The organism is Bradyrhizobium sp. UFLA06-24, from assembly GCF_054967145.1.
Genome location: NZ_JADFUE010000103.1, coordinates 13799 through 14852, shown reverse-complemented (window position 1 = coordinate 14852; position 1054 = coordinate 13799). Strand labels below are relative to the sequence as shown.

1 protein-coding gene and 1 pseudogene are annotated in these 1054 nt (G+C 59.6%); both read right to left on the bottom strand.

Annotated elements, in window-relative coordinates:
- Positions 1-75 precede the first annotated feature (75 nt).
- A pseudogene (locus tag IF809_RS36205) lies at positions 76-346 on the bottom strand (IS701 family transposase); the annotation flags it as partial.
- 517 nt (positions 347-863) lie between these two features.
- Positions 864-1054, bottom strand: a 191-nt coding sequence (locus IF809_RS36200) for a hypothetical protein (RefSeq protein WP_462839903.1), incomplete at its 5' end; no start/stop codon positions are given.

Below are 1054 nucleotides of genomic sequence, written 5' to 3'. Positions count from 1 at the left end.
GAGGTCGGACATGAAATCTTTGTCGGACACCTGCCGCGACAAAGCACCCACTGTTAGCTCAAGTCGCTTCTTTTACACATACTCACGTACAATATCGCGTAGCGCGTCGGCCTCCCACTGTCCCCGGCCCAGGATCGCCTGCTGGCGCCACGGGCCTGGATCGCCGGCCGCTTCCGCCTCGCATCCAACCCGTCTTGCGCGGCTCGTTGCCCAACAGTCCGTCGAGAAACTGCCTCGCCGCGGCAGCCACCCGCTCCTGCGTAAACAGCGGACGGATGCGTTGCTTGGCATCTCGCAACGACGAAGCCCACAGCGTCAGCGTATCTTCAACCGACTCGCCAATCATCAGATCCCGACTCATGGTCGCCATAGATTTAGAACCTTCAAGATAATGCAACTGTAATGCTAGGCCAAGCCATGCTGCAAAATCGCGCGCCTTATGGGATAGCATCACCACGCTTAAATGATCGGCCGACGCCCGGCGCACGCATCAGGCGGCGACAGTGTGCATCTTGGTTGACGACGTCGATTACTTTCGTGACTGACGCGACCGCCGGTCGAGATAGCATAGTCCTGAGCCAAGTCCTGAATGAGTTGAACCACTCGAGGCGACAGGTTATCCGACAACCACCGAGTGAAGCTGAGGGAACGCCAATCGGAGGGCTGCCGCTCCCTGGCGGACCGGCATCCCGCGAGGGAGTAGAAGGCCCCGGATTTGATTTATGACCGCTGTTTTCTATGTCACCAGTCGGCTGCGAGCTCTGTGGAGAGCTTGCAAATCGAGTTGTTCGGCCGATTTTAGTGGGCCGAGTCGCATGGTCGGGCGCTGAACGGCCTAGGGCGATGGCTTCAGCGTCGCGAAGTCATTCCCGCGCTGGCCGCTGATGCGAGCGGATCTGGCTGGCGCGCGCCAGCACGATCGCAAAGCTCGCTTCGATCTCGCAACGAGCTGCGCGGTTTGTGTAAGGGCTGGGAATAGTCTCGGCAAGGCCGGTTCGACCAACCTGGCTCGCAAAGTTAACGCCGTCCTCGTTGAAGCGCCGGATTTGCAAGA